The sequence below is a fragment of the Pseudarthrobacter sp. S3 genome, assembly GCF_050156905.1.
GTDB lineage: Bacteria > Actinomycetota > Actinomycetes > Actinomycetales > Micrococcaceae > Arthrobacter.
Map to the genome: position 1 here is coordinate 2,971,945 of NZ_CP189583.1, position 25,334 is coordinate 2,997,278.

A 25,334-nucleotide genomic window follows, 5' to 3' on the forward strand; every position below is an offset into this window, starting at 1 on the left:
GACAGTCATATCCCTCGGTGAAACTCTCATAACAGTTTTTGGCAATCGCTTGCCAAAAGTTGGCGTTGATGATTACTCGTCTCGATGACCCCATCGCCAAGAAGCCTACGAGACGTACTTCGGCTGGGTGACCAAGGACAAGTTGATTGGACCCGTCCTCTGTCTGGTGGGCAAATCCGAAGGCCCTGGCCGCCTTCGCGGCCGGCAAGGCAGCCTACTTCCCCATGGCGTCGCCGCTGTCCATCCCCGCACTGGACGCCTCAGCCGTCAAAGGCAAGTACAAGTACGCCCTAATGCCCACTCTTCCCCCGGGCGAGACCTCCAACCCTTCACCGCTGCAGGTCTTCGCGTCCGCGGTCGAGGGTGGCGCAATCCCCGTGTACTCGCAGCTGATGGCGGCCTCGCTGGTTTGCGCCGTCCCTGTCGTGGTGCTGTACTTCATGTTCCAGAAGTACCTCATTGGTGGACTGACAGCTGGCAGCGTCAAGAAGGACAGCTAAACAAACAACTCCGCCCGGTGCAGCAGTTGCTGCACCGGGCGGAGTTGTTTGCTTACTGCCGGCATCGCTCCTCGGGCCATGTATATAACCAGGCCTCCGGGGCGCTGCCTAGTGCGTGGATTCGCCGGAGTCCTTGGTGGTGTCAGGCAGGGACTGCGTCTGGGACTGTTCTGTGGTCTGCTGGCCTGTGCCTTGCTGTTCTGAGCCAGGCTGGCCGGTAGTGGCCTGGTCTGTGACACGGACTCCGTACTGGGGCCGGCCGTCAGGGAGGTCCGGGTAGCGGACGGCGGCCGCGGGAGCCTTCGCCGGCTGGGCCGCTGCCTCCGGCTGCGCGCCCTGCTCTGGGCCGGCGGCGTGGCCCGCATTTTGGACTGTCCCCTGTCCTGGGGTACCAGCACCCTGCTGTCCGTAGGGGTCATTCCAGCTGGCAGGGCGCGCGGGGGCCGGACCTGGCTGACTGCCCGGCTGGCCCTGTTGACTGCCCGGCTGGCCTTGTTGACTGCCCGGCTGGCCCTGTTGACTGCCCGGCTGGCCTTGTTGGCCGTACTCCTGGTTCTGGTAGCCCTGCGGATTGTAAGGCGCAGCGGCTGCGTCCGACCGGTTCATGGGCAGTTGCTGGAGCAGCCGGCGCGCATCATGGGCGGCTTCGACTGACACGACAACGTCGTAGTTGGTGGCCACCACCTGGCTGGTGGAGGTGAAGTCCCGCTTTCCGCGCTGCATGGCATACGTGACAATCCCGAACAGCATAAAGAAGGCAGCGCCCATCAGCACAGACGCCAGGATCGAGAAGTAGCCGGGCGATGGTGCGAAGAACGAAAGCATGACGCCAACGAAAAGGCCGAACCACATACCGCTGAGCGCCCCGGAGAGAGCCACCCGCGGGTAGCTGAGGCGGCCGGTCACCCGCTCAACCATCTTCAGTTCGTTGCCCACGATCGAAACCATGTGGACCGGGAACTGCTGGTCGGCGAGGTAGTCCACCGCCTTCTGGGCATCCAAGTAGGAGGTGTACGAGCCCACGGTGTCGCCGGTAGGCACCGTCCGGGCGTCGTCGGGCCCACTGGGGCCACCGGCCTTGGGAGCACCAAAAATGTTTGACATACACCCATTCTTGCCCATCAGCATGTAAGCCGCCTGTAAATTCAGCTAAAAGAGAGCAGACTCGGTAGCCTGTAGACGTGAGCACAAATCTTTCGCGCGTCTTCGTGGCCCGCCTGCTGGGTCTTGACGTCTTCGACCCTTTGGGCGACCGCCTGGGCAGGTTGCGCGATGTGGTGGTGCTCTCACGTGGCAGCCGCGGTGCCCCGCACGTGGTGGGTATCGTCGTCGAAGTTCCCGGCAAAAAGCGGGTCTTCGTGCCGATGACACGCATTACCTCCATCGACCAGACGCAGATCATCTGCACGGGACTGGTCAACCTCCGGCGCTTTGAACAGCGCGGCGCGGAGACGCTGGTGGTCGCGGAAATGTTCGACCGGCGCGTCACTCTCCGGGACGGCAGCGGCGACGCCACCATCGAGGACATCGCCATGGACCAGCACCGGTCCCGCGACTGGTTCGTAAGCAAGCTGTTCGTCCGCCGGGGCCACTCGCTGTCCCCGCTCAGCCGGCTGCGCCGGAACGAGACCATGATCATCGACTGGGCCGACGCCCTCCAGGGTGCCCGCACTGAACCGCAGGCAGCCACGCAGTTCGTCGCCAACCACGAGGACCTCAAACCCGCAGACTTCGCCGAGGCACTGCAGGAAATGAGCGACAAACGCCGGTTCGAAGTGGCCAGCGAACTCCAGGATGAGAGGTTGGCTGACGTCCTGCAGGAGCTGCCCGAAGACGACCAGGTGGAAATCCTGTCCGCCCTTGACGTCCAGCGCGCAGCCGACGTCCTGGAGGAAATGGATCCCGACGACGCCGCCGATCTCCTCGGCGAACTGCCGACAGCACAGGCAGAAGAACTGCTTCAGCTCATGGAACCCGAAGGCGCCGACGACGTCAGGCGGCTCCTCGAATACGACGAGGACACCGCCGGTGGCCTGATGACGCCGGTTCCGGTGATCCTTCCCCCGGAAGCGACTGTCGCCGAAGCACTGGCCCACGTCCGCCGCGAGGAACTCTCCCCCGCCCTGGCCTCGTCCATCTTCATCACCCGGCCTCCGCTGGAAACCCCCACTGGACGCTTCCTGGGTGTGGTCCACATCCAGCAGCTCCTGCGGTTCCCGCCCTTCGAGCCCTTGGGCAACCTGGTGGACAAGAATCTTGAGCCGTTGTCCGATCAAGCCCACATCAGCGAAGTGGCCCGCACCCTGGCAACGTACAACCTGAACTCCCTTCCGGTGGTCAACGACGCCGGCCGGCTTGTGGGGGCGGTGACTGTTGATGACGTCTTGGATCATCTGTTACCCGATGACTGGCGCGCCTATGATGGCGAAGCCCCGATAAGAAAACTGGGAGGCCGCATTGGCTGACACCGGCGCCCCCAAGAATCCCAACAAGAAGGCGGCAGCCAAGGGCGGGCTCGACACACCTTTAAGCGGCCGCCAGCGCATCCTGCCAAAATTCTCGCCGGATCCGGACGCGTTCGGCCACGCCACGGAAGGCTTCGCCCGGTTCATGGGCACGCCACAGTTCCTGGTCTACATGACCGTCTTCGTTGTCATCTGGCTGGTCTGGAACACGTGGGCACCGGAGGCGTGGCAGTTCGATTCGCGCCTCCTGGGCTACACGCTCCTAACGCTGATGCTTTCGCTGCAGGCCTCGTACGCGGCACCGCTGCTGCTGCTTGCCCAGAACCGGCAGGATGACCGCGACCGCGTTTCGCTCCAGCAGGACAGGCAGCGCGCCGAACGCAACCTATCCGACACCGAGTACCTCACCCGGGAACTGGCGTCCCTGAGGATCGCGCTGCGCGAGGTTGCCACCCGCGACTACGTCCGGGCCGAGCTGCGCACGCTCCTTGAGGACATGCTGGAAGCGCAGGAGGAACTGCGGACACACGATCACGCCGGAGCCGGCAGCCACGAGTCACCGCGCGAGAAGATCAAGGACAGGCTCAAGGAAAAACGCGATAAACAGCGGAACCCCCGCACGCAACAGATTCCCAAGGTCAAAGCCAGCCATGCCGCCAAAGAGCAGGCAGCTAAGGACCAGGCCGAGAAGGAGCCATCCGTTCAGGAACAGGCCGTCCCGGAGCACAACCCGACCACCGAAAGCTGAGCCTCCCCGCATGAGCCACCCTCTGGAGCAGGCTGTCAACGCTGCACTGGCCACCGTGATCGATCCTGAGCTCCGCCGTCCCATCACGGAACTGGGCATGGTGGAGTCCGTGGACATCTCTGCGGACGGCCATGTCAGGCTAGCCGTCCTGCTGACCATAGCGGGCTGCCCCCTGCGCGGGACCATTACTGCCGACTCCGAAAAGGCGCTCTCCTCAGTTCCAGGCGTGACCGCCGTCGACGTTGAACTGAAGGTGATGAACCAGGCCCAGCGGGACGCCCTGAAGGAACAGCTCCGCGGCGCCTCCGGCCAGCGCGGGATTCCGTTCAACGAGCCGGGGTCGCTGACCAAGGTGTTTGCTGTGGCCAGCGGAAAGGGCGGCGTGGGCAAATCATCGCTGACGGTCAACCTGGCCTGCGCCCTGGCCGCCCAAGGCCTCAGGGTGGGCATCGTGGACGCCGATGTGCATGGATTCTCGGTTCCCGCCCTGATGGGCATCACGCAGGCGCCCACCCGCGTGGACGACATGATCCTGCCGCCGGTGGCCTACGGTGTGAAAGTAATTTCCATCGGCATGTTCGTGGCCGGAAACCAGCCGGTTGCCTGGCGTGGGCCGATGCTCCACCGGGCCCTGGAACAGTTCCTGACCGACGTCTACTTCGGCGACCTCGACGCCCTCTTCCTCGACCTGCCGCCCGGCACCGGTGACATCGCGATTTCGGTGGCCCAGTTGCTGCCGAAGGCGGAGATCCTGGTGGTCACCACGCCGCAGGCCGCAGCTGCCGACGTCGCCGAGCGCGCCGGTGCCATCGCCACCCAGACAGGTCAGACGGTGGCCGGCGTCATCGAGAACATGTCATACCTGGAAATGCCCGACGGCGGAAGGATGGAGCTGTTTGGCAGCGGCGGCGGGGCGGTCCTCGCCGAAAGACTCACGACGACGGTGGGAACCGATGTTCCGCTTTTGGGACAGATTCCGTTGGACATCCTGCTGCGGGAAGGCGGCGATGCGGGCGCGCCGATCGTGCTGGGCCGGCCCGAGACCCCGGCGGCCATTGCCCTGATCGAGATTGCGGGAAAACTTGCTGCCAGGCCCCGAGGCCTCACTGGGATGAGCCTGGGCCTGCAGCCGCGCTAGCGCAGCCCATCAGGGGCGACTGCGCCTAGGTTGCTTCGGTATCGAACGGGGCTGGTTCGCCCGGGGGCAGTGACTGGACCACGCGTTCCGGACGGGACGAAGCCGTCCCGCCTGTGGCAGCGGCCCCTGCTCCGGCGACGGCAGCTACCGCGGCCGGCGCGCCGGCACTGACGGGTTTGGCGTCGTCGTCCAGGAGGGCTTCCTTGATGATGCGCCGCGGATCATACTGGCGGGGATCATATTTCTTCCAGTCGACATCATCAATGTCGATGCCGACTTCTTCCTTGATCTGCTCCCGCGCACCGGAGGCCATCCGGCGGACTTCCTTCACCAGATTCGCAAGTTTCTGGGTGTATTCGGGCAAGCGCTGGGGACCGATCACCAGGATGCCGATGAGCAGCAGGATGAAGAACTCCGGGCCGTTGATTCCAAACACTTTAGGAAGATTACCCTCTCCGGAGCCCGGCTGACGATTTTTGCCCGCCAGCGTCGCAAAGTGCCTGTATCATGGAGCCAGTATCTCCCCGAGTTTGCGGATTCCCCGTTCCAACCGCGCCACGGGGGAGTCGTCCGCTGCAACCGTCGGGTAGGCGCCGGCCTCCGAGCTGGCAGCCGTGTTAATGCCTTTAACGGCGAGGACGCTGAGCCGCTCCAGCAGCGGAACGGCGTCGTCGGCCTGTTCCGCCGGGAGGTCGGACTCAACCGTAAAAGTGCCGGCCGTGGTCTCAATAACGGCCGTCCAGGGGGCCGTGTTGCTGACGATCAGCTTCTCATGCGACTGGTATGTGCTCAGGCCTGCGTCCTGACCGGACTCCTGCCGGACGTCCGCAGGATGCTGTTCGACGATCGTGGCGTAGTGGCTTCCATCGGACAGGCGCAGCTCCACCGCCGGCCGCCCGTTAAGTGTTATCGCATTTGCCATCCGGACGTGGAACCCAAGTTGCTCCAGTTCCGGGCAGACCCAGCCTTCCGAGCGAAGGGCGAGCAGTTGCGGGGCACCGAGCTCCCTGCCGTCGGCCGGCAGTTGGGCCGTATGCTGCGCCAGGCTCCCCTTGATAGCCGTTTGGGGGACGGACGTGCTGTCCCCTGCCAGCGCAAACGCACTGACGGCAAGAATTCCTGCGGCTGCGGCTGTACCGCCGGCAGTGAGTGCAAGGACTTTCACGGCCTGGTACGGGCGCTGGGCTGGCTCGGCCGCAGCCGCCAGCAACTGCGTCCTCGCCAGCAGCCGGGCGGTCAGGTCATCGCTGGCACGTGGCACGGCCGCGTCACGGAGACGCTCGATGTACTGGCGTTCACGCTTCTGCGCGGCTGCACATTCTGAGCAGTCCTGCACATGCTCGGCGCCGCGGGGATGCCGGCGGCCGAAGGGGTTCTGGGGCGTCATGGTACCGATCAGAGGATGCTGGCGATGCGCGGCAGCGAAAGCTTCGGCTTGCGTCCCTGCTGAGGCCGGGGATCACGGTGGGCCAGCTTTTCGCGCAGCATGGTCCTGCCCCGGTGGATACGGGAACGGACAGTACCCAGTTTGACGCCGAGCGCAGCGGCCACTTCGTCGTAGGACAGGCCTTCGAGGTCGCAAAGAACGACGGCGGCGCGGAAGTCTGGGGGCAGTTCCTCCAAGGCGGCCTGGACGTCAAGGTCCAGGTTGTTCAGTTCGAAGCTTAGCTCCGGCCCGGGCTCCCGCCCTGGAATCCTGGATTCGGCGTCATCGGCCAGCGCGTCAAAGCGGATGCGGGTCTTCCGTCGCGCCTGGTCCAGGAACAGGTTTGTGGTGATCCGGTGCAGCCAGCCATCGAGTGTCCCTGGCTTGAAATTCTCCAGTGACCGGAAGACGCGGACGAACACTTCCTGGGTGAGATCCTCGGCGTCGAACTTGTTCCCGGTCAGGCGGTACGCCAGCCGGTAGACCTTGGCGGAGTGGTTGGCCACCACTTCCTCCCAGGTGGGCCTGACCCACACAGCGGCGGAAACTTGCGTTGCAAGGACAGGTGCCATACCTGATGCTGACATCGTCCACTCCCATCGTGGATTGCTATCGCCTGGATACTTTTGACATCTCTGGTTCGGCGCCGGTCACCTCACGGATGACCGGATATCCATTATTTCAAATTTGGCTGGGAATTTCCTGACCAAGGCGGTTATTCGGCCAGAGGCACAACGATTCCCTTCTCCGGCCGGCACCCCCGCACACAGTAGGCTGTACTAAACACTCCCCTGCCGCCCAGAAAGCGAATCACATGAGCGCCGACAAATCCACGAGCTGGTCCTATGCAGAAGATCTGCCCGCAGAGGATGAGGTTATGCTTCGTGCCAGGGAGCGCTCCTTCGAACTGGGAGTGACCCCCATCGGCGCAGGTGTTGGTGCGGTGCTGACGGTGTTGGCTGCGGGCTCGAAGGCCCAGACCGCCGTCGAAATCGGCACAGGCGCAGGTGTCTCGGGGGTTTGCATCCTGCGGGGGCTCGGACCGCAGGCCGTGCTGACCACCATCGACGTGGACGTGGAACATCTCAAGGCTGCACGTGAAGCTTTTTCCGAGGCCGGCAGCCCGGCCAACCGCACGCGTACCATTTCCGGCCGCGCCGGTGATGTCCTGCCGCGCCTGACCGACTCCGCTTATGACCTGGTGTTTGTTGACGCGGACAAGCCCGGCCTGCCCGGCTACGTGGAACAGGCCGTCCGGCTCCTGAAGGCCGGCGGACTGCTCATCATCAATGACGCCCTGGACAAGGACCGCGTGGCCAACCCGGCTGTCCGGGAGTCCAACACTGTGGTGCTCCGCCAGGTGGGGAAGGCAATCCGCGATGACGACCGCCTGGCGTCCGCTATGCTTCCCACCGGCGACGGCCTGCTGGTCGCGGTCAAGAAGTAGCTCCACCGAAAATAAGCCAGGGTCCGCAGCCGGTTGGCTGCGGACCCTGGCCCTGCGGGATTATTCGGCAATGCCGAACAGGATTTATTCAGTCACGCCGACGAGGCATTCCTTAAGGTTGACCGCCTCCGCAGCGTTCAGTTCCACCACAAGCCGTCCGCCGCCTTCGAGCGGTACGCGCATGATCAGGCTGCGGCCCTCTTTGGTGACTTCCATAGGGCCGTCGCCGGTGCGTGGTTTCATAGCCGCCATGAGGAATTTCCCCTCCATTTAGTCCCAGGACATATCAGCCCGGATGGGCTGTGTCCGCATGGTCAAATCAAGCCGCTATGGCGGCCCGTACTGATGCCGCCACGGCTGAACATTTCTGAATGCTTTTTGTCCCTGCTTACTTACTATTATCCCGTAATGACCCGCACGTAGCTAATCGATGGACATTTACGGCCGCGTCGGATTCCCCAATCCGCCGGCCAGGCGCCGCCCGCGATCACGGCGGATAATCTCCGCCGCCCGGAAGCTGCGCCCATGCCCACAGCCAGACGATCCACACGATCTGGAGCAGGATAAACATTGTCAGGACCGTGCCGCGGTACGCCTTGGACCGGGACAACAGCGCGGCTGCCAGTGCCAACGGGAACAGCGGGAGCAACATCCGGAAGGTACTGGTCTGGGGGTGGAGGAACACCAGGAGGTAGCCCATGTAGCAGGCGCACCAAAGGCGCATCTCCACACCAAGCCGGACCACCGGCGGGGAGAACAGCAGGAGCACAAAAAGGCCTGCAAAGACGAATGGCGCCACGATCCCCAGGACGGGGCCAAAGAGGTCGACGCCGGCGTCGAACCAGGGCTTGAAGGGCACCAGGTCACGGCCGCGCCACACTGTCTCGGTTTTGGTATACGCCTCAATATCTCCGGTGGCGGCCCAGGCCGCCGCCGGCCACAGCAGTGCCGAGGCCCCGCACACCACGGTTAGGCCCGCCAGTGAGACCAGCTCCCCGAGGCTGTGGGTGCCCGGCCGCTCCTCGCGCCCCCGTTCGACCAGTCGCCAGAGGAAGAGAAGCCCCACCATGGCGGCAAAGGGAACGCCCACAGGTCGGGAGAGGCACAGCAGCAGGACCACCGGCATGGCAACGAAATAATGACGCCTGATGACGAGCAGCAGGGCGGTGGCCAGCAGGAAAACGGTCAGCGGCTCCGCATACGGGACCTGGAGAATGGCGGACACCGGAAAGGTCGCGAAAAATGCCACCCCCCAAAGCGCCGCAGTGTGCGAAGCCTTGTGCCTGAACAAGCAATACAAAACCAGCGCCGCGCCCAAGCCCGCCAGCATAGCGACGCCCGTCAGCGCCGCGGCAGGGCTGATTCCGGTCAGGCCCGCGAGCGCACGGCCCAGGGCCGGGAAGAGCGGATAGAAGGCCCACGCATTTTCCTGCACGTTGCCAGCGGCATCCGTTGGAAGCGGTGAGGGATACCCGTCGGTGATGATCCGGCCGTACCAACGCGCATCCCAGATATTGATGAAGTTCCAGTAGTCAGGGACGGCCGGAAACCACGGATTGGGCCCTTGGTGCAGGGCTGCTGCCATAAAGATGCAGGCGCTGACCATCCGGGCAGTGGCGTAGAGGGCGGCAACCTGCAGCCACCAGGGCCAGCGTTGGACCGCCCCCATGGCGCGGGCGCCGAATGCGGTGATCAACGCAGGCGGGCCCGTCCGGTCCCCTGTGTCAGTGCTCAAGCTCCGGCCTCCGGGTGCGCCGCCCGTTCCGAGTCCAGCAGCCGTGCCCGGAGCCTGCCCACTTCTTCGTCTTTGGCCGCGATCTGGTCCCGCAGTTCGTCGAGGACCTGGTCCACCTGGTCCATCCGGTACCCACGCAGGCCGAGGGAAAAGCGGACCCGGTCGACGTCGGCAGGTGCAGCGTCCGCGGGCAGTAGCACCGGCGGAAGGTTGGCGGGCGGCTGCCCGAACCCCGGGTAGAGAATCGGATTCTCCGGGACCTCGGCGCCTGTGGCCGGTTCACTGCCCCGGCGGAGGCTGCGCAGAATGCCGCGGCGGCCACCGGCGCCTGCCCACAGGGTGGCGGCGATCAGCACGATGGCGAAGTAGACCAGGAAAAAACTCACAGCACCCATCGTGCCAGATTCGCGCAGGCGGCCTATTCGGGCCGTTGCTCGCCATTGGCGGGAACGGGGGGCGTCGCGTGCAGCACCAGCTGCACCGCTTCTGCGGGATCGTCCACCACCTGGATGAGGTCCAGGTCCTTTGCGGAGACCATTCCTTCGGCCACGAGGGTGCCCTTGATCCATTCGATCATCGGCCCCCAGAAGTCGACGCCCAGGAGCACGATCGGGAAGGAGGTCACCTTCCGGGTCTGGACTAGGACCATGGCTTCGAAGAGTTCATCCAATGTCCCCAGTCCGCCCGGAAGAACGATGAAGCCCTGGGCATATTTGACGAACATGGTTTTCCGGGCGAAGAAGTACCGGAAGTTAATGCCGAGGTCCACCCACTGGTTCAGGCCCTGCTCGAACGGCAATTCAATGCCCAGCCCGACGGAGACGCCGTTGCCTTCCACGGTGCCGCGGTTGGCGGCCTCCATGGAGCCCGGACCGCCGCCGGTGATGACGGCCACGCCTGCCGCTGCCAGCTTCCGGCCTACTTCCATGCCCATTTCGTAGTACGGGCTGCCAGGCTTGGTACGGGCCGAGCCGAAGACACTGACGGCGGGCCCCAGATCGGCAAGCGCGCCGAACCCTTCGACGAACTCGCTCTGGATCCGGAGGACACGCCACGGGTCTGAATGGACGAACTGTCCGGCGCCCTTGGTATCAAGCAGATGCTGGTCCGACATTTCCACAGCTGCCTGCTTGCGGCGGAGTTCAAGGGGCCCCTTACGGCGCGGCTGGGAAGTTTTGGCCGGATCTGCGTTGATGCTCATCCTCCAAGGCTAATGCCAAGGCGGGCGTGCCCGTGGCAGGTATCTCTTGAATCACGATCCGCGCGAACTTGGCGTGATTCGCCTCATATCCAGCCAATGTTCGCTAGATTCTTCTTATGACTACTCATGTGCCCGGCGATGCGCTCGTCTCCCTGAATGGTGTGAATAAGCATTACGGTCAGCTGCACGTATTGAAGGACATCAATCTCCACGTCCGCAAGGGCGAAGTGGTGGTGGTCATTGGACCGTCAGGCTCAGGAAAGTCCACGTTGTGCCGTGCCATCAACCGTCTCGAAACCATCGAAGGCGGCACCATCAGCATTGATGGAAAGGTGTTGCCGGCGGAGGGGAAAGAACTGGCGCAGCTCCGCGCCGACGTCGGCATGGTCTTTCAGTCCTTCAACCTTTTCGCGCACAAGACCATCCTTGAGAACGTGACGCTTGGTCCCATCAAGGTCAAAGGCATTGCCAAGGCCCAGGCCGACAAGGAAGCCATGGCGTTGCTTGAGCGCGTGGGCGTGGGTCATCAGGCCCCCAAACTCCCGGCGCAGCTCTCCGGCGGCCAGCAGCAGCGTGTGGCCATCGCCCGCGCCCTGGCCATGAAGCCCAAGGTCATGCTCTTTGATGAGCCCACCTCTGCGCTTGACCCGGAGATGATCAACGAAGTTCTCGATGTCATGATCCAGCTGGCCAAGGAAGGCATGACCATGGTTGTGGTCACCCACGAAATGGGCTTTGCTCGTAAGGCCGCCGACCGCGTGGTTTTTATGGCTGACGGTCAGATCATCGAAGACGCCACACCGGAAGAATTCTTTACCAATCCGCAGACTGACCGCGCGAAGGACTTCCTGTCCAAGCTGCTCACGCACTGATTTCCCAACACCGAACACACACTGCAGTTCGCACCCAGGCCGTGACCCACGGCCGATCAATGAAAGGAATGTCATGAAGGCATTTATGACCCGCCGGAAGTCGTTCTTCGTGGCGGCCACCGCTGCCCTGGCTTTGTCCCTTAGCGCTTGTGGCGGCACCACCCCCGGCACCAGTAATCCCACCGTTGCCGACAAGCCGACGTTTGCCGCCGGCACAACCATGGCCAAGCTGTCCGCCGCAGGCACCATCAAGATCGGCACCAAGTACGATCAGCCGCTCTTCGGCCAGGTGGGCCTGGACGGCAAGCCGGTGGGCTTCGACGTCGAGATGGGCAAGCTGATCGCAGCCAAGCTGGGCATCGCTGCGGACAAGATCGAATGGTCAGAGACTGTCTCAGCCAACCGCGAACCCTTCATCGAGCAGGGCAAGGTGGACATTGTTATTGCCACGTACACCATCAATGACAAGCGCAAGCAGGTTGTCAGCTTTGCGGGCCCGTACTACGAGGCCGGTCAGGCGCTGATGGTGAACAAGGACAACACGTCCATCACCAAGCCTGAGGACGTCGCAGGCAAGAAGGTCTGCTCCGTGACCGGTTCCACCCCTGCCGCGACGATCGTGGACAAGTACAAGGCCGAGCTCGTGCCGGCAGCCACTTACTCCGCTTGCCTTGAGCCGCTGCGCAACAAGCAGGTCGAAGCGATCACCACGGACAACGTGATCCTGGCCGGCTTTGTGGACAAGGAACCGGATGCCTTCAAGCTGGCGTCGGATCAAACCTTCACCAAAGAGCCGTACGGCATTGGCCTGAAGAAGGACGACACCGAGTTCCGCAACTGGATCAATGACCAGCTCGAGGCGTTTGGCAAGGACGGGTCCTACAAGAAGGCCTGGGAAGCAACTGCAGGTTCGGTCATCAAGACCGCCCCTGAACTTCCCGCCATCAAACGCTACTAGGTAGCCACGGCGGCTTCCGGGGATTTGCTGCACGCGTTCCCCGGAAGCCGCCAGCCTGCTTTGACCCCCTACGCCAGAGCCGAAGGATCCTATGGAAGTCATCATTGAAAACCTCCCCCTTTATTGGGAAGGCCTTCTCCGCACCCTTTTCCTGTCCGTCGTCTCCGGGATCATCGCCCTCATTCTCGGAACACTCCTGGCAGCAGCCCGCGTTTCGCCCGTTGCGGCCCTCCGGGGATTCAGCACCGTCTACGTGGAGATTCTCCGGAACACTCCGCTGACCATTGCCTTCTTTTTCGCGGCGATCGTCCTGCCCCGCCTCGGCGTAACATTCCAGCAGTTCGAGGTCGCAGCGATCATCGCCCTCAGCGCCTACACAGCGGCCTTCATCGCCGAAGCAGTCCGCTCAGGCGTTAATAGCGTCCCTCTTGGCCAGGCGGAGGCCGCCCGCAGTATCGGCATGAATTTCGGCCAGGTCCTGAACCTCATCATTCTTCCCCAGGCGTTGCGGACTGTGATCCCGCCGCTGATCAACATCCTGATCGCCCTCGTCAAGAACTCCTCCGTCGCCGGCGCGTTCTTTGTCCTGGAACTGTTCGGCTACGGCCGCCAAATGGCCAACGCCAACGGTGACCAGGTCATGGCAGTTCTGCTGGGCGTTGCGTTCTTCTATCTGCTCCTCACCATTCCGCTGGGCGTCCTTGCCAGCACGGTGGAACGAAAGGTGGCGATTGCCCGATGACTTCAGTGCTCTACGACGTTCCCGGCCCCAAAGCGCGCCGGGTCTCGCTGATCGGTTCCGTGGTTGGAACCGTGCTGATCCTGGGACTTCTGGCATGGATCGTCATGACCCTCGCCCAGCAAGGCATTTTTGAAGGCCGCCGCTGGGCGATCTTCACCCGGGGCGACGTCTGGATGCTGCTCGGCAATGGCCTCGGTGCCACGCTCAGCGCCGCCGCCCTCGCCGCAGTGATCGCTTTTCCCCTCGGCCTGTTGTTCTGCCTGCTGCGCATCTCGCTGGTCGCCTGGATCCGGATTCCGGCCCGCGTGGTCCTGGAGTTCCTGCGCGGCATGCCGGTTGTCCTGATGATGCTCTTCGTCCTGCTGGTATTCGGGACGAGTTCCTTCGTCGCGGTGGTGACGGGGCTCGTCCTCTACAACACCGCTATCTTCGCGGAGATCATCCGGGCCGGCATCCAGTCACTGCCGAGGGGACAGCGGGAGGCGGGCCTGACCATCGGCCTGACCAGTTTCCAGTCCCGGTTGCTCATCGAGCTGCCGCAGGCGGTCCGGCGCATGATGCCGTCGCTGGTTGCCCAACTGGTGGTGCTCCTGAAGGACACCTCGCTGGGCTACATCGTGGCGTACGGCGAACTTCTGCGCGCGGTGCAGGTCATGGCGGACTTCCTAGGTAACGCGTTCCTGTTCCCCATCTTCTTCGTAGCTGCCGCGATCTACATTGTGATCAACATCTGCGTTTCCCGGCTCGCAATCTGGATCGAGCGCCGGGGTTCGACGAAAACGGCAGGCGGTGTTGCGCCGGCGCCAACCGCAGTGGTCGCACCTGAACTACCGGACGTATCGGAACGCAAATAGCAGCACGCGCGCACACGCAAAAGGTCCGGAACCCTCCAGGGGTTTCCGGACCTTTTGTGTGGAGCCTGTTGTTGGTGCTTTTGCCTTTCGGGAGGAGCTACGCCGCCAGCCAGCTCCGCAACGCCCGCAGGCACTCCCGGATGGCGTCGGCATCAACGTGCTCGTTGTCCTTGTGGGCCAGCAGCGGATCACCGGGCCCGAAGTTCACTGCCGGGATCCCCAGTTCGCTGAAACGCGCGACGTCGGTCCAGCCGTATTTTGGTTTCGGTTCGGCTCCCACCGCGGCCACGAAAGACGCGGCGGCAGGGTGGTTCAGTCCCGGGCGGGCGCCGGCGGCTGCGTCCGTGCGGACCACAGCGAAGCCCTCCAACAGTTCCCGGACATGCGCCTCCGCCTGGTCCGGCGTCTTGTCCGGGGCGAAGCGGTAGTTGATCTCCACCACGCACCGGTCCGGAATGACGTTACCCGCCGTGCCGCCGTTGATCTTCACAGCGTTGAGGCTCTCCCGGTAGTCCAGTCCGTCCACGTTGATGGTCTGGGGTTCATAAGCCGCCAGCCTGGCAAGGATGGTTGCCGCCGCGTGAATGGCGTTGCTGCCCATCCACGCCCGCGCGGAGTGCGCGGCCTCGCCCACCGTAGTGGCCTCAAAACGGCTGGTGCCGTTGCAGCCACCCTCGACGGTGCCATGGGTCGGCTCCAGGAGGATGGCAAAGTCCCCGCCCAGGAGGCTGCCGTGGTTGCGGACCAGGCGACCCAGCCCGCTCTTGACCGCTTCCACTTCCTCGTGGTCGTAGAACACAAAGGTGACGTCCCGCTTAGGTTCCGCGCCGCCGTCGAACATTGTGGCCGCCAGCGCAAGCTGCACGGCGACGCCGCCTTTCATGTCCGTGGCTCCTCGTCCGTAGAGCACGCCCTCCCCCGGGACACCGGATTCCCAGGTGGACGGAACGGTACCGCGCGCTCCTTCGGTCACGGGCAACGGCACTGTGTCCAGGTGTCCGGCGAGGATGACGCGTTCCGCCCTGTCCAGTTCGGTGCGGGCGATGATGGAGTCACCGTCGCGGACCACGTGGAGTTCGGGGATGGCCCGCAGCGCCACCTCGACGGCGTCAGCCAGGTCCGTCTCGTTCCCGGACACACTGTTGATGTCCATCAGGGCGGCTGTCAGCACGGAGACATCCTGACGGAGGTCCAAAGGCACGGTGATCGATTCAGGAGCGGTTTCGGCAGTCACGTTGCCAGTCTAGTTCGAACCCGGCGCCTGCCTCGATAGACTGGGGCCATGACTGAGACTGCTACTTCCGCCGCGCCCGAGAACCAAAACGCAACTTCCGAAGCCCGCTCCGCCTACGGCTTCGGCTTGGCAACCATCGCTACTGCCACCGGTGGGGAAAATTCTGAAGCCACCGTCCTCGACGTCTGGTTCCCCGCGCCTGCACTGGGTGTTGCGGCCGATAACCTGCGCGCCGTGGAGAATGCGGACGAAACCCTGGTCCAGCTCGCCGAAAGCGGCTCCGACGCGGACCGAGGGACCGAGCAGAAGGTGGTCTTCGTCCAGATCAACCTCGATGAAGCTCCGGCCGACACCGCCGATGCATACCTCCGCCTGCACCTCCTCTCCCACCGGCTGGTCCGGCCCAACACTATCAACCTGGATGGCGTCTTCGGCAAGCTCCCCAACGTGGTGTGGACCAACTTCGGTCCCGCCGCTGTGGAAGGCTTCGAGCTGACCCGCGCCAAGCTTCGCCGCCGTGGTGCCGTCACCGTCTACGGCGTGGACAAGTTCCCGCGCATGGTGGACTACGTGGTGCCTTCCGGTGTCCGGATCGCCGACGCCGACCGCGTCCGCCTCGGTGCCCACCTCGCCGAAGGCACCACCGTGATGCACGAAGGCTTTGTGAACTTCAACGCCGGCACCCTGGGCGCCTCCATGGTGGAAGGCCGCATCTCGGCCGGCGTCGTGGCCGGCGACGGCAGCGACGTGGGAGGCGGCGCGTCGATCATGGGCACCCTCTCCGGGGGCGGCAAGGAAAAAATCGTCATCGGTGAGCGCGTCCTGCTGGGCGCCAACTCCGGCGTCGGCATCAGCGTGGGCGATGACTCCGTGGTGGAGGCAGGCCTCTACGTCACCGCTGGAACCCGAGTGCTTGTTCCCGGGCCCAAGGACGAGGACGGCGAAGACACCGCCACGATCGTGAAGGCAGCCGAGCTGTCCGGCGTCCCCAACCTCCTCTTCCGGCGCAACTCCACCACCGGCGCCGTAGAGGTGCTGCCGCGCAAGGGCCAGACGGTGGAACTCAACCACGCCCTCCACGCCAACTGACCTGTCGGTGGCACGTGGTCGCAGTTTCGTTCGCCCCAGCGTGCTGCTGCTTACCCTGGCGCTGGCGGGCGCCGGAATCTACACTGCGGCCTCCTTCCTGCAGCGCTCCGAAACCCTGGTCACGGAGCGCTGCACGGCCGAGGTCGGAACCCAGCGCGCGGAGCTTGCAACGGACCAGGCAGTTAACGCCGCACTGATCACAGCGGTGGCAGTGCAGCGTGGGCTGCCTGCCCGGGCAGCCAGCATCGCTCTTGCCACCGCCATGCAGGAATCCAAGCTGCGCAATATCGGCCATGGCGACCATGCTGGCCCTGACTCCCGCGGACTCTTCCAGCAACGCCCCTCTCAGGGGTGGGGCACCGAGGCCCAGATCATGGACCCGTACTACGCTGCCAATGCGTTCTACGATGCACTGGTCAAGATTCCCGGCTATGAGTCCTTGGAGATCACCGATGCCGCACAGCGCGTCCAGCGCTCGGCATACCCCCTCGCCTACGCAGAACACGAAGATATGGGCCGCTTCTTCGCGTCCGGCCTGACCGGCCAGACGCCCGCCTCCGTGCTGTGCACTTTGCGCGCGCCGCAGGAGCCGGGCATCCCCGCCGCCGTCGAGTCCGAGCTCGCCCTGGCGTTCGGGCCGCTTGCGATCACCACGGAAATTGAGTCCCTCGTGGTGGAAGCTGACGGCACCCAGGCATGGTCCGTGGCGCATTGGGCAGTTGCCAACGCGAAGGGCCTGGCGGTAACGCGTGTGGACGTTGCCGGCCGCAGCTGGGACCGTGAGGATCAGGGCGGCTGGCGGGAATCTGACGCTCCGGCCGGCCAGGTCAGCATTACTGTGGCACCGGCCGGCACCGGCCGCTGACTGCCCGTTTACTGAGGCCAGCGTGGTGACCGCGGAACCTCAGACCAGGATGTCCACCACGGGCTGGACGTAGCTGCGGAAGAGCTCCGGCGCGGACATGAGGTTATGGCTCATGATGATCTTGTCCGGCTCCAAATACCACGCCCGTTGTTCGTTCAGAGGCAGTTCGATGATGGTCAGGGTGAAGTCCCGTGACCCCCGGCCGACCTCCAGCAGGCGGTCATCCACCATGTCGCCCAACAGCTGGTCCGAACCGCTGGCCACCCGTTCGGCTTCCAGCCTGGCGTACTCGCTGCGGCGCTCCCGTGCCCAGGTCAGGGCGGACCCGAAATGCGCCTGCAGGACGCGCTGGAGGGCCGGGGAATTTCCGAATTCCCCAAAATCCGGCGGGGACAGCTCAGGTGACGTCTGGGGATGCGCCTTCAGCAGCTGCTCCCACCAGGCTTCCCATTCGGTCTTGAGGGCGCTCAGCCCGCCGACGTCGGAGGTGAGATGCGAGTGGTCGGCAGGGCGGATCTTCGGCGCGGTATTCGACAACGCGGGGTGGCCTGCGCCGTCGAGTCCTGCCGCATCGCGGACAAAGAGCGCGATCATCAGAGGCCCGGACGTATCCGTAGTAATCTGCCAGCCGGAACCACCTGTGTGATGCATCCCTACTCCTCCTGTGGCCTGCCTGTACCGGCCTGACCAGCCGGTTCCGCTCCCCCGGCTCCCAGTCTATTCCCGATGCCACCGGACGGTAACGTCAGGCGGCCAGGCTCTTCAGGTGCCGGTCCAGGACGTCATGGCACATCTGTGCCGTCATCCAGGCGGGCTGCAGGAGGGCGTGCATGCACAGCCCGTCCAGCGTAGCCAGCAGCCTCTCCGCCTCGACCGCCAGCGACTGCTGCCCGTCGCCGTCGTCCGGTACCAGTGCGGTGATGACCTGCCCGACCACGGCGGCCACCTCCCGGTGGCTCCGATCGGCCTCGGCTGCGAGGAAGGGGCGGATCCTGGCCGCGTTCTTGAAGGCCATCCACACACAGGCGTCCACCGCCCGTTCCTCGTCTAGCGGCAGAAATTCACTCAACAGGGTTAAAACCGCTTCACGATGCGGGCCGGTCCCGGGTACGCTGGCGGCCATCGCCGGCAATGCCGCTGTGAGGCGGACCATGATCCGATCCACAACCGCGGCAAAGGAATGGCTGAGCAGCTCTTCGCTGCCGGCAAAGTAGTGCCGGACGGAGCCCACGGCGAGGCCGGCTTCGTCGGCCACCTCCCGCAGGGACGCACGCTCGAGGCCGTCGCCGGCGATGATCCTGAAGACCGCTTGAACGATTTCTGCGCGCCGGGCTTCGGCATCAACAAGTTTAGGCACCTTTAGTATTTAGCACACCCGTGCTTAAATCCACTCATCGCCGGAACTGGGATAGCGTAGAGGCATGAAAATTCTGGTCACAGGTGGCACCGGGTACATCGGTTCGCACACAGTCTTGTCCCTGCAGGAAGCCGGCCACGACGTGGTGGTGATCGATAACCTGGTGAACTCCAGCGAGGAGTCCCTGCGCCGGGTTGCCGAACTCAGCGGCAAGACCGCGGAATTCCACAACGTGGACCTGGTGGACGAAGCCGCCGTCGAAGGCGTCTTTGCCGTCCACACAATCGACGCCGTGATCCACTTCGCCGGGCTCAAGGCCGTGGGCGAGTCGGTCCGCGAACCCCTCAAGTACTACTACAACAACCTCGTGGGAACCCTGAACCTGATCCGGGTCATGGACCGCCACGATGTCCGCTCCATCGTCTTCAGTTCATCCGCCACCGTGTACGGGGAGCACAATCCCATCCCCTACGTGGAAAAGATGGAGATCGGCGCCAACAACCCGTACGGCCGCACCAAGGAACAGATCGAGGACATCCTCGCCGATCTGGGCGCCGCTGACAGCCGCTGGCACATAGCCCTCCTGCGCTACTTCAATCCGGTGGGCGCACACCCGTCAGGCCGCATCGGCGAGGATCCCCAGGGCATCCCCAACAACCTGGTGCCCTTCATCGCCCAGGTGGCCGTGGGTCGCCGTGACAAGCTCATGGTTTTCGGCGGCGACTACGACACACCTGACGGCACCTGCCTGCGGGACTACATCCACGTCGTCGACCTCGCCGAAGGCCACGTCGCCGCCCTCAACCACGTTGCCGACCGCCCAGGCGTCTACCGCTGGAACCTGGGCTCTGGAAAGGGGTCCTCGGTCCTGGAGGTCCTGCGGTCCTTCGAGAAGGCCGTGGGCCAGCCCATCGCCTACGAGGTCACCGGACGCCGCGCCGGCGACCTCCCGGCCTTCTGGGCCGATGCCACCTCCGCCCTCGCCGACCTGAGCTGGTCCACCACCAAGACCGTGGACCAGATGTGCGAGGACCACTGGCGCTGGCAGAAGAACAACCCCCAAGGCTACTCCGCTTAAGCAGCAACGCGGGGTCACTTACGGCCCGTCCCGAAGCTCGGGATGGGCCGTAAGTGACCCCGCGTTGTTCTGTAGCGGAGCTCTTAGCGGACCGGGTAGTCGCGCTCGGGCTCGCCGATGTACAGCTGGCGCGGGCGGCCGATCTTGGTGTTCGGGTCGCTGATCATTTCACGCCACTGGGCGATCCAGCCCGGCAGGCGGCCGATCGCGAACAGCACGGTGAACATCTTCTCGGGGAAGCCCATGGCCTTGTAAATCAGGCCGGTGTAGAAGTCCACGTTCGGGTAGAGCTTGCGCTGGATGAAGTAGTCATCGTTCAGCGCCTTTTCTTCCAGGCGCATGGCGATCTCAAGCAGTTCATCGTTGCCGCCGAGCTTGCTGAGGATCTCGTGGGCCGTGGCCTTGACGATCTTGGCACGCGGATCGTAATTCTTGTAGACGCGGTGTCCGAAGCCCATAAGGCGGACGCCGTCTTCCTTGTTCTTGACCTTCTCCATGTAATCCTCCGGCTTGGTGCCGTCGGCCTGGATCTGGCGCAGCATCTTCAGCACTGCCTCGTTGGCGCCGCCATGTGCGGGACCAAAGAGGGCATTGATGCCGGCCGACACCGAGGCGAAGAGGTTGGCGTTTGAGGAGCCCACCAGGCGCACCGTGGACGTCGAACAGTTCTGTTCGTGGTCGGCGTGCAGGATCAGGAGAAGGTCCAGCGCCTTGGCGATGACCGGGTCCACTTCGTACTGCTCGGCGGGAAGGCCGAAGCTGAGGCGGAGGAAGTTCTCCACGAGGTTGTGGGAGTTGTCGGGGTACAGCATGGGCTGGCCGATGCTCTTCTTGAGGGCGTAGGCGGCGATGACCGGCATCTTGGCCAGCAGCCGGTACGTGGAGACCTCTACCTGCTCAGCGTTGAACGGATCCAGCGAGTCCTGGTAGAACGTGGACAGTGCCGACACGGCCGAAGAGAGCACAGGCATCGGGTGAGCATCACGGGGAAAGCCGCTGAAGAAGCCCTTGAGCTCTTCGTGCAGCAGCGTGTGGTGACGGATCCGCTGGTCGAAGGCGTCCAGTTCCGTGGCGGTCGGCAGGTTGCCGTAGATCAGCAGGTAGGACACCTCGAGGAAGCTGGAGTGCTGCGCCAGCTGTTCGATGGGGTACCCGCGGTAACGCAGGATGCCGGCATCGCCGTCGATGTAGGTAATAGCGGACGTGGTTGCTGCGGTGTTCATGAAGCCGGGGTCAAAGGTGACTGCGCCCGTCTGCTTGAGCAGCTTGGAAACGTCGTAGCCTTCGTTTCCTTCAACAACCTGGATGCGCGGGAGCTTGAGCTCGCCTCCTGCATGGTGCAGTGTTGCACTGTTGGTCTCAGTCATGGAGTCCCCTTCATGAGGCGCGTAGGCCTCTGTCGAAAGCTTGATCCAACATCCGGTGAGCCGCGGCACTGACCCTGTTCTTCCAGGAATCCAACACCCGGGCTGCCTTCTTGTAGAAAGCCACCATTGATAGTCACTTAAAAAGTACCGCCCGATTGCGGGTGTCACTAATCGGAGGCGCGGAAAACCCCCGTAAAATGCCGTCTTTGTGGCGCGAGTCACATGATTGTTACGGCGTCGTGGCCAGTCTGGCCACGGCCGCGTCAATCCGCTCATCCGTGCCGGTCAGGGCGACACGCACAAACCCGTTTCCGGCCTCGCCGTAAAAGACGCCTGGACCCACCACGATGCCCCGCTCAGCCAGCCGCGCCACCGTGTCCCAGGTGCTATCTCCGGCGGTGGACCAAAGGTACAGTCCGGCGTCGGAATCCTTGATCTCTAGCCCGAAACCCTGCAGTGCCGGCATCAGGCGCTCCCGGCGTCCGCGGTACAGGTCCTTCTGGGCCTGGACGTGGGTGTCATCGCCCAGCGCAACCCGCATTGCTTCCTGCACCGGGTAGGGGACGATCATGCCCGCATGCTTGCGGCTGTTGACGAGGCTAGCCATGATGGCCGGGTCACCGGCCACGAACGCTGCGCGGTAGCCTGCCACGTTGGACTGCTTACTCAACGAGTACACGGCCAGGAGACCCTCGTGAGACCCGCCGGAAACGCGATGATCCAGGATGCTGGGAACTGGCTCGCCGCCTCGCTGTGCGTCCCACGCGCCCCACCCGAGTTCGGCGTAGCACTCGTCCGACGCCACCACAGCGCCCAGTTCGCGGGCTTGCGCCACAATGGCTTGAAGTGACTCAACGCCCCTAACGCTTCCGGTGGGGTTGCCCGGCGAGTTCACCCAGATCAGCCGCACGCGGGAGCGCGTGGAGTGGTCCAACTCGTCAAGGTTGTCGGTAGCCACAGAGGTAACGCCGGCGAACGTAGCCCCGATGTCATAGGTGGGGTAAGCAACCTTGGGACGGACGACGACGTCGCCCGGCTTCAGCCCGAGCAGGAGCGGCAGCCAGGCCACCAGTTCCTTGGAGCCGACGGTGGGCATGACGTTCTTAGGGTCCAGGCCGGGGACGCCGCGGCGCCGCTCAAACCACGCCGCAATGGCTTCCCGCAAGGGAAGGATGCCGTGAACGGTAGGGTATCCCGGCGCGTCCGCGGCGGCCTTGAGGGCAGCCTGGATCAGTGCGGGAGTAGGGTCGACGGGAGTGCCGATCGATAGGTTCACGGCCCCGCCGTGGTGCTCAGCTGCTTTGGCCAGGTACGGAGCCATGGCCTCCCAGGGGTAGTCGGGCAGGCTCAGGCCGAAGCTGTTCACGGCTGCTGTCAACGCGCTGCCCGGCTCAGTGGTCTTGGTTCTGGAGCGGCAGGGCGGCGATCATCGGGTGGTCCTTGCCCGTGTTGCCCACCTTCGCGGCGCCGCCGGGCGAGCCCAGGTCATCGAAGAATTCGACGTTGGCCTTATAGTAGTCAGCCCACTCTTCAGGAGTGTCATCCTCGTAATAGATGGCCTCCACGGGGCAGACCGGCTCACAGGCACCACAGTCGACACACTCGTCGGGGTGGATGTACAAGGAACGCTCACCCTCATAGATGCAGTCAACGGGGCACTCCTCAATACATGCCTTGTCCTTGACATCTACACACGGCTGCGCGATTACGTACGTCACGTCCCTTGCCTCTCCACGATATTTCCCGGCAATGGCCGGCACTTGAATCCGGCACCGGCCGGACTGTTGACTTCTGAGCCTATTATCTCCCAGCCCATCCACGCGAACCTAGCCGGCCGCCTTAGTATGAACTGGTGAGTCCCGCCCAGCCTACGCCCCGAGAATTTCTGGCCAGCGCCCCGCCCGGAACACGGGTTGTAGTCCGCTACCGGATCGACGGCGGCCTGACCGATGCACTGGGGTACTTGGTGGCAACTGACGACGGCGGCTCCACGGTCCGCACGCGGAAGGCCGACGTCGTGATCCCCTTGGACCTTGTGGTGGCTGCGAAGGAAGTGCCGCCAGCACCGGAGCGGCGCCCCGCCCGCGTCCGCAACTGACGCTCTCCTGACACAAAAAAGCTGCCGGCACGACGGCGGGAATCCCGCCCGCCGTACCGGCAGCTTCGGTGACGTGCGATTTAGGACTACGCCTTGGCGCGGGCGCGGGTGGCCTTGGCGCGTTCGCTGGCGTCCAGGATGAGCTTCCGGATACGGATGGACTCCGGGGTCACCTCAACGCACTCGTCTTCGCGGGCGAATTCCAAGGATTCTTCCAGAGTCAGGTTGCGCGGCGGGGTCATGTTCTCGAAGGTGTCCGAGGACGCTGCGCGCATGTTGGTGAGCTGCTTTTCCCTGGTGATGTTCACGTCCATGTCATCGGCGCGTGAGTTCTCGCCAACGATCATGCCTTCGTAGACCTCGGAGGTGGGCTGCACGAAGAATGACATGCGTTCCTGGAGCTTGATCATCGCGAACGGGGTGACCACGCCAGAGCGGTCAGCCACGATCGAACCGTTGGTGCGGTACTCGATGGGGCCGGCCCACGGCTCGTAGCCCTCGGCGATGGAGGAAGCAATGCCGGCACCACGGGTGTCGGTGAGGAACTTGGTGCGGAAGCCGATCAGGCCACGGGCCGGAACGATGAACTCCATGCGGCACCAGCCGGTGCCGTGGTTGGCCATGTTGGTCATGCGGCCCTTGCGGGCGGCCATCAGCTGGGTGACGGCGCCGAGATACTCTTCCGGAACGTCGATGGTCATGTGTTCCATCGGCTCGTGGATCTTGCCGTCGACGGTCTTGGTGACAACCTGCGGCTTGCCGACAGTCAGTTCGAAGCCTTCACGGCGCATCTGCTCAACCAGGATGGCAAGGGCCAGCTCGCCACGGCCCTGGACTTCCCAGGCGTCGGGACGCTCGGTGGGGAGAACCTTGATGGAGACGTTACCGATCAGTTCCTTGTCCAGGCGGTCTTTTACCTGGCGGGCCGTGACCTTGGCGCCCTTGACCCGGCCGGCCAGCGGCGAGGTGTTGATACCGATGGTCATGGAGATCGCGGGATCATCCACGGTGATCAGCGGCAGCGGCTGCGGGTTGTCGACGTCAGTCAGGGTCTCACCAATGGTGATTTCCTCGATACCGGCAACGGCGACAATTTCGCCCGGGCCTGCAGACTCGGTGGGAACACGGTCCAGTGCCTTGGTGGCCAGCAGCTCGGTGATCTTGACGTTCTTGAGCTCGCCGTTGGCGCGGGCCCAGGCAACGGTCTGGCCCTTGCGCAGGGTGCCGTTGTAGATACGAAGCAGGGCAAGGCGGCCCAGGAACGGAGAGGCATCCAAGTTGGTCACGTGTGCCTGGAGGACGCCGTTCGGGTTGTACGTCGGGGCCGGGATGTGCTCGATGATGGTCTTGAACAGCGGCTCAAGGTCTTCGTTGTCCGGAGCGGAGCCGTCGGCGGGCTGGTCCAGGGAGGCGCGGCCCACCCTCGCTGCTGCGTAGACAACCGGAACTTCAAGGATCTTGTCGAGGTCCAGGTCCGGAACTTCGTCAGCGAGGTCCGAGGCGAGGCCCAGGAGGAGGTCCATGGATTCGTGGACAACTTCCTCGATGCGGGCGTCGGGGCGGTCCGTCTTGTTGACGAGGAGGATGACAGGCAGGTGCGCGGCCAGGGCCTTGCGCAGCACGAAGCGGGTCTGGGGCAGCGGGCCCTCGGATGCGTCAACGAGGAGCACAACGCCGTCCACCATGGACAGGCCGCGCTCCACTTCGCCGCCGAAGTCGGCGTGGCCGGGGGTGTCGATGACGTTGATGGTGATGGTTTCACCGTTGGAGGACGGTCCGTTGTAGGCCACGGTGGTGTTCTTGGCCAGGATGGTGATGCCCTTTTCGCGCTCCAGGTCGCCGGAGTCCATCACGCGGTCTTCGAGGTGGTTGTGTTCGGCAAAAGAGTTGGTCTGCTTGAGCATGGCGTCGACCAGTGTGGTCTTGCCGTGGTCAACGTGGGCCACGATCGCGACGTTGCGGAGGTCACTGCGTGAGGCAGTGGCTACCGCGGTGTTGGTGGTGGTTTCAGACATGCGTAAGTGCTCGATTCAGTGGTGAAGTCAGCTGTTGTATCGCGACATTTCCAACCGGAACGCACGACGGATTAGCCCAATAACACAGGGCTCCTTACCTCATTCTAGACGCTGGGCCTATTTTGGCCTAAAAAATTTCGGATCG

Annotated in this window: 28 protein-coding genes; 13 read left to right on the forward strand and 15 right to left on the reverse strand. The window is 64.0% G+C overall.

The window, feature by feature from the left end; genetic code table 11:
• Nucleotides 1-146: 146 nt before the first annotated feature.
• Nucleotides 147-500 carry a hypothetical protein gene (locus ACQCSV_RS14205; RefSeq protein ID WP_426938649.1) on the forward strand — a complete coding sequence of 118 codons (354 nt, stop codon included), beginning with the start codon at nucleotides 147-149 and terminating at the stop codon, nucleotides 498-500.
• Nucleotides 501-608: 108 nt separating this feature from the next.
• Here ACQCSV_RS14205 and ACQCSV_RS14210 read toward each other — a convergent pair whose 3' ends face one another.
• Nucleotides 609-1,604 (reverse strand): general stress protein, encoded by a 996-nt coding sequence (locus ACQCSV_RS14210; RefSeq protein ID WP_354153439.1) that lies wholly within the window; start codon nucleotides 1,602-1,604, stop codon nucleotides 609-611.
• 77 nt (nucleotides 1,605-1,681) lie between these two features.
• Here ACQCSV_RS14210 and ACQCSV_RS14215 point away from each other — a divergent pair, with 77 nt between their 5' ends.
• From ACQCSV_RS14215 to ACQCSV_RS14225, 3 genes are read left to right on the forward strand one after another with little or no spacing between them, the layout of a single operon-like run.
• Entirely contained in the window at nucleotides 1,682-2,965 is a 1,284-nt protein-coding gene (locus ACQCSV_RS14215; RefSeq protein ID WP_185261097.1) for a magnesium transporter MgtE N-terminal domain-containing protein, read from the forward strand.
• Nucleotides 2,958-3,713 carry a DUF1003 domain-containing protein gene (locus ACQCSV_RS14220; protein ID WP_354153438.1) on the forward strand — a complete coding sequence of 252 codons (756 nt, stop codon included), beginning with the start codon at nucleotides 2,958-2,960 and terminating at the stop codon, nucleotides 3,711-3,713. The genes ACQCSV_RS14215 and ACQCSV_RS14220 overlap by 8 nt, the downstream gene beginning before the upstream one ends.
• A 10-nt stretch (nucleotides 3,714-3,723) precedes the next feature.
• A complete protein-coding gene (locus ACQCSV_RS14225; protein ID WP_354153437.1) occupies nucleotides 3,724-4,851 on the forward strand; it encodes an Mrp/NBP35 family ATP-binding protein in 1,128 nt (375 codons plus the stop codon).
• A gap of 25 nt (nucleotides 4,852-4,876) precedes the next feature.
• Here ACQCSV_RS14225 and ACQCSV_RS14230 read toward each other — a convergent pair whose 3' ends face one another.
• From ACQCSV_RS14230 to sigE, 3 genes are all read right to left on the reverse strand, one after another.
• On the reverse strand, nucleotides 4,877-5,287 hold the full coding sequence (locus ACQCSV_RS14230; protein ID WP_354153436.1) for a Sec-independent protein translocase TatB: 411 nt from the start codon (nucleotides 5,285-5,287) through the stop codon (nucleotides 4,877-4,879).
• A 69-nt stretch (nucleotides 5,288-5,356) separates the two neighbouring features.
• Nucleotides 5,357-6,238: an anti-sigma factor gene (locus ACQCSV_RS14235; protein ID WP_354153435.1), complete on the reverse strand. Its 882-nt coding sequence runs from the start codon at nucleotides 6,236-6,238 to the stop codon at nucleotides 5,357-5,359.
• An 8-nt stretch (nucleotides 6,239-6,246) separates the two neighbouring features.
• Nucleotides 6,247-6,864 (reverse strand): RNA polymerase sigma factor SigE, encoded by a 618-nt coding sequence (sigE, locus tag ACQCSV_RS14240; RefSeq protein ID WP_354153434.1) that lies wholly within the window; start codon nucleotides 6,862-6,864, stop codon nucleotides 6,247-6,249.
• Between the two features lie 227 nt (nucleotides 6,865-7,091).
• Here sigE and ACQCSV_RS14245 point away from each other — a divergent pair, with 227 nt between their 5' ends.
• On the forward strand, nucleotides 7,092-7,724 hold the full coding sequence (locus ACQCSV_RS14245; protein WP_056343985.1) for an O-methyltransferase: 633 nt from the start codon (nucleotides 7,092-7,094) through the stop codon (nucleotides 7,722-7,724).
• Nucleotides 7,725-7,808: 84 nt separating this feature from the next.
• Here the strand turns inward: ACQCSV_RS14245 and ACQCSV_RS14250 are convergent, their stop codons facing one another.
• The 4 genes from ACQCSV_RS14250 to ACQCSV_RS14265 all read right to left on the reverse strand — a co-directional run bounded on the left by ACQCSV_RS14250 (nucleotide 7,809) and on the right by ACQCSV_RS14265 (nucleotide 10,660).
• The gene (locus ACQCSV_RS14250) at nucleotides 7,809-7,976 is read right to left on the reverse strand and encodes a DUF3117 domain-containing protein (protein WP_354153433.1); all 168 of its coding nucleotides are present in this window, start codon (nucleotides 7,974-7,976) and stop codon (nucleotides 7,809-7,811) included.
• Nucleotides 7,977-8,211: 235 nt separating this feature from the next.
• Nucleotides 8,212-9,393 (reverse strand): hypothetical protein, encoded by a 1,182-nt coding sequence (locus ACQCSV_RS14255; protein WP_354153779.1) that lies wholly within the window; start codon nucleotides 9,391-9,393, stop codon nucleotides 8,212-8,214.
• 62 nt (nucleotides 9,394-9,455) lie between these two features.
• Nucleotides 9,456-9,854 carry a DivIVA domain-containing protein gene (locus ACQCSV_RS14260; protein WP_354153432.1) on the reverse strand — a complete coding sequence of 133 codons (399 nt, stop codon included), beginning with the start codon at nucleotides 9,852-9,854 and terminating at the stop codon, nucleotides 9,456-9,458.
• 23 nt (nucleotides 9,855-9,877) lie between these two features.
• Nucleotides 9,878-10,660, reverse strand: coding sequence for a TIGR00730 family Rossman fold protein (locus tag ACQCSV_RS14265; RefSeq protein ID WP_354153431.1), 783 nt, complete (start codon nucleotides 10,658-10,660; stop codon nucleotides 9,878-9,880).
• A gap of 116 nt (nucleotides 10,661-10,776) precedes the next feature.
• Here ACQCSV_RS14265 and ACQCSV_RS14270 point away from each other — a divergent pair, with 116 nt between their 5' ends.
• From ACQCSV_RS14270 to ACQCSV_RS14285, 4 genes are all read left to right on the forward strand, one after another.
• Nucleotides 10,777-11,532 (forward strand): amino acid ABC transporter ATP-binding protein, encoded by a 756-nt coding sequence (locus ACQCSV_RS14270; protein WP_354153430.1) that lies wholly within the window; start codon nucleotides 10,777-10,779, stop codon nucleotides 11,530-11,532.
• Nucleotides 11,533-11,605: 73 nt separating this feature from the next.
• Nucleotides 11,606-12,490, forward strand: coding sequence for a glutamate ABC transporter substrate-binding protein (locus ACQCSV_RS14275; protein WP_354153429.1), 885 nt, complete (start codon nucleotides 11,606-11,608; stop codon nucleotides 12,488-12,490).
• 91 nt (nucleotides 12,491-12,581) lie between these two features.
• The gene (locus tag ACQCSV_RS14280) at nucleotides 12,582-13,232 is read left to right on the forward strand and encodes an amino acid ABC transporter permease (RefSeq protein WP_160672472.1); all 651 of its coding nucleotides are present in this window, start codon (nucleotides 12,582-12,584) and stop codon (nucleotides 13,230-13,232) included.
• Entirely contained in the window at nucleotides 13,229-14,086 is an 858-nt protein-coding gene (locus ACQCSV_RS14285) for an amino acid ABC transporter permease (protein WP_354153428.1), read from the forward strand. The genes ACQCSV_RS14280 and ACQCSV_RS14285 overlap by 4 nt, the downstream gene beginning before the upstream one ends.
• A gap of 97 nt (nucleotides 14,087-14,183) precedes the next feature.
• Here ACQCSV_RS14285 and dapE read toward each other — a convergent pair whose 3' ends face one another.
• The gene (gene dapE, locus ACQCSV_RS14290; RefSeq protein ID WP_354153427.1) at nucleotides 14,184-15,320 is read right to left on the reverse strand and encodes a succinyl-diaminopimelate desuccinylase; all 1,137 of its coding nucleotides are present in this window, start codon (nucleotides 15,318-15,320) and stop codon (nucleotides 14,184-14,186) included.
• A gap of 48 nt (nucleotides 15,321-15,368) precedes the next feature.
• Here dapE and dapD point away from each other — a divergent pair, with 48 nt between their 5' ends.
• Together dapD and ACQCSV_RS14300 are read left to right on the forward strand one after the other, a co-directional pair.
• Nucleotides 15,369-16,409 (forward strand): 2,3,4,5-tetrahydropyridine-2,6-dicarboxylate N-succinyltransferase, encoded by a 1,041-nt coding sequence (gene dapD / locus ACQCSV_RS14295; protein WP_354153426.1) that lies wholly within the window; start codon nucleotides 15,369-15,371, stop codon nucleotides 16,407-16,409.
• 7 nt (nucleotides 16,410-16,416) lie between these two features.
• Entirely contained in the window at nucleotides 16,417-17,274 is an 858-nt protein-coding gene (locus ACQCSV_RS14300; protein ID WP_426938650.1) for a hypothetical protein, read from the forward strand.
• Nucleotides 17,275-17,313: 39 nt separating this feature from the next.
• Here ACQCSV_RS14300 and ACQCSV_RS14305 read toward each other — a convergent pair whose 3' ends face one another.
• Together ACQCSV_RS14305 and ACQCSV_RS14310 are read right to left on the reverse strand one after the other, a co-directional pair.
• Nucleotides 17,314-17,925, reverse strand: a complete 612-nt coding sequence (locus ACQCSV_RS14305; protein WP_282328775.1) for a hypothetical protein — start codon at nucleotides 17,923-17,925, stop codon at nucleotides 17,314-17,316.
• 94 nt (nucleotides 17,926-18,019) lie between these two features.
• On the reverse strand, nucleotides 18,020-18,631 hold the full coding sequence (locus ACQCSV_RS14310) for a TetR family transcriptional regulator C-terminal domain-containing protein (RefSeq protein WP_354153424.1): 612 nt from the start codon (nucleotides 18,629-18,631) through the stop codon (nucleotides 18,020-18,022).
• Between the two features lie 64 nt (nucleotides 18,632-18,695).
• Here ACQCSV_RS14310 and galE point away from each other — a divergent pair, with 64 nt between their 5' ends.
• Entirely contained in the window at nucleotides 18,696-19,709 is a 1,014-nt protein-coding gene (gene galE / locus ACQCSV_RS14315) for a UDP-glucose 4-epimerase GalE (RefSeq protein WP_354153423.1), read from the forward strand.
• Nucleotides 19,710-19,792: 83 nt separating this feature from the next.
• Here the strand turns inward: galE and ACQCSV_RS14320 are convergent, their stop codons facing one another.
• The 3 genes from ACQCSV_RS14320 to fdxA form a co-directional block, all read right to left on the reverse strand.
• Entirely contained in the window at nucleotides 19,793-21,076 is a 1,284-nt protein-coding gene (locus ACQCSV_RS14320) for a citrate synthase (protein WP_354153422.1), read from the reverse strand.
• 229 nt (nucleotides 21,077-21,305) lie between these two features.
• The gene (gene dapC / locus ACQCSV_RS14325) at nucleotides 21,306-22,454 is read right to left on the reverse strand and encodes a succinyldiaminopimelate transaminase (protein WP_354153421.1); all 1,149 of its coding nucleotides are present in this window, start codon (nucleotides 22,452-22,454) and stop codon (nucleotides 21,306-21,308) included.
• A 13-nt stretch (nucleotides 22,455-22,467) separates the two neighbouring features.
• Nucleotides 22,468-22,794, reverse strand: a complete 327-nt coding sequence (fdxA, locus tag ACQCSV_RS14330) for a ferredoxin (RefSeq protein ID WP_056344030.1) — start codon at nucleotides 22,792-22,794, stop codon at nucleotides 22,468-22,470.
• 134 nt (nucleotides 22,795-22,928) lie between these two features.
• On the opposite strand from fdxA, the gene ACQCSV_RS14335 reads away from it, so the two are divergent.
• Entirely contained in the window at nucleotides 22,929-23,174 is a 246-nt protein-coding gene (locus tag ACQCSV_RS14335) for a hypothetical protein (protein WP_354153420.1), read from the forward strand.
• Between the two features lie 86 nt (nucleotides 23,175-23,260).
• Here ACQCSV_RS14335 and typA read toward each other — a convergent pair whose 3' ends face one another.
• On the reverse strand, nucleotides 23,261-25,189 hold the full coding sequence (gene typA / locus ACQCSV_RS14340) for a translational GTPase TypA (protein WP_354153419.1): 1,929 nt from the start codon (nucleotides 25,187-25,189) through the stop codon (nucleotides 23,261-23,263).
• Nucleotides 25,190-25,334: the final 145 nt, after the last annotated feature.

Excerpts from the sequence above, each read along its gene's own strand:
- ACQCSV_RS14210 (WP_354153439.1), bottom strand. The coding sequence starts at position 1,604 with ATGTCAAACATTTTTGGTGCTCCCAAGGCCGGTGGCCCCAGTGGGCCC.
- ACQCSV_RS14225 (WP_354153437.1), top strand. The coding sequence starts at position 3,724 with ATGAGCCACCCTCTGGAGCAGGCTGTCAACGCTGCACTGGCCACCGTG.
- ACQCSV_RS14235 (WP_354153435.1), bottom strand. The coding sequence starts at position 6,238 with ATGACGCCCCAGAACCCCTTCGGCCGCCGGCATCCCCGCGGCGCCGAG.
- sigE (WP_354153434.1), bottom strand. The coding sequence starts at position 6,864 with ATGTCAGCATCAGGTATGGCACCTGTCCTTGCAACGCAAGTTTCCGCC.
- ACQCSV_RS14245 (WP_056343985.1), top strand. The coding sequence starts at position 7,092 with ATGAGCGCCGACAAATCCACGAGCTGGTCCTATGCAGAAGATCTGCCC.
- ACQCSV_RS14250 (WP_354153433.1), bottom strand. The coding sequence starts at position 7,976 with ATGGCGGCTATGAAACCACGCACCGGCGACGGCCCTATGGAAGTCACC.
- ACQCSV_RS14255 (WP_354153779.1), bottom strand. The coding sequence starts at position 9,393 with ATGGGGGCGGTCCAACGCTGGCCCTGGTGGCTGCAGGTTGCCGCCCTC.
- ACQCSV_RS14260 (WP_354153432.1), bottom strand. The coding sequence starts at position 9,854 with ATGGGTGCTGTGAGTTTTTTCCTGGTCTACTTCGCCATCGTGCTGATC.
- ACQCSV_RS14265 (WP_354153431.1), bottom strand. The coding sequence starts at position 10,660 with ATGAGCATCAACGCAGATCCGGCCAAAACTTCCCAGCCGCGCCGTAAG.
- ACQCSV_RS14270 (WP_354153430.1), top strand. The coding sequence starts at position 10,777 with ATGACTACTCATGTGCCCGGCGATGCGCTCGTCTCCCTGAATGGTGTG.
- ACQCSV_RS14275 (WP_354153429.1), top strand. The coding sequence starts at position 11,606 with ATGAAGGCATTTATGACCCGCCGGAAGTCGTTCTTCGTGGCGGCCACC.
- ACQCSV_RS14280 (WP_160672472.1), top strand. The coding sequence starts at position 12,582 with ATGGAAGTCATCATTGAAAACCTCCCCCTTTATTGGGAAGGCCTTCTC.
- ACQCSV_RS14285 (WP_354153428.1), top strand. The coding sequence starts at position 13,229 with ATGACTTCAGTGCTCTACGACGTTCCCGGCCCCAAAGCGCGCCGGGTC.
- dapD (WP_354153426.1), top strand. The coding sequence starts at position 15,369 with ATGACTGAGACTGCTACTTCCGCCGCGCCCGAGAACCAAAACGCAACT.
- ACQCSV_RS14305 (WP_282328775.1), bottom strand. The coding sequence starts at position 17,925 with ATGCATCACACAGGTGGTTCCGGCTGGCAGATTACTACGGATACGTCC.
- galE (WP_354153423.1), top strand. The coding sequence starts at position 18,696 with ATGAAAATTCTGGTCACAGGTGGCACCGGGTACATCGGTTCGCACACA.
- ACQCSV_RS14320 (WP_354153422.1), bottom strand. The coding sequence starts at position 21,076 with ATGACTGAGACCAACAGTGCAACACTGCACCATGCAGGAGGCGAGCTC.
- typA (WP_354153419.1), bottom strand. The coding sequence starts at position 25,189 with ATGTCTGAAACCACCACCAACACCGCGGTAGCCACTGCCTCACGCAGT.